Here is a 241-nt window from a genome sequence, read left to right as displayed (position 1 = left end):
GACTGCGCGAGACGTTCTGCGGCGTCCAAGGTGGTGATGCTCTGGGCAGCGGCATCGCGGAAGATCGTGGTTACGGTGTCACCGATGGCTTCGACCCGCTTCGTAATGGCGTCGGCATCCGCATCCGGCTCCGAAGCCATGTCGAGATAGATCACACCGCCACCGTTCACTACGAAGTCCGGCGCCCACAAAATGCCGCGTTCGGACAGGGCCTCGGCGCCATCATGCTGGGCAAGCTGGT

The 241-nt window shown here is 63.1% G+C and carries 1 pseudogene; it reads right to left on the bottom strand.

The window, feature by feature from the left end:
- Nucleotides 1-241 (bottom strand): annotated as a pseudogene (locus JEM65_RS21740) (leucine dehydrogenase); the annotation flags it as partial.

The sequence above is a fragment of the Gelidibacter salicanalis genome (assembly GCF_016469035.1).
Classification (GTDB): Bacteria; Bacteroidota; Bacteroidia; order Flavobacteriales; family Flavobacteriaceae; genus Gelidibacter; species Gelidibacter salicanalis_A.
This window is presented reverse-complemented; position numbering and strand designations above follow the sequence as displayed.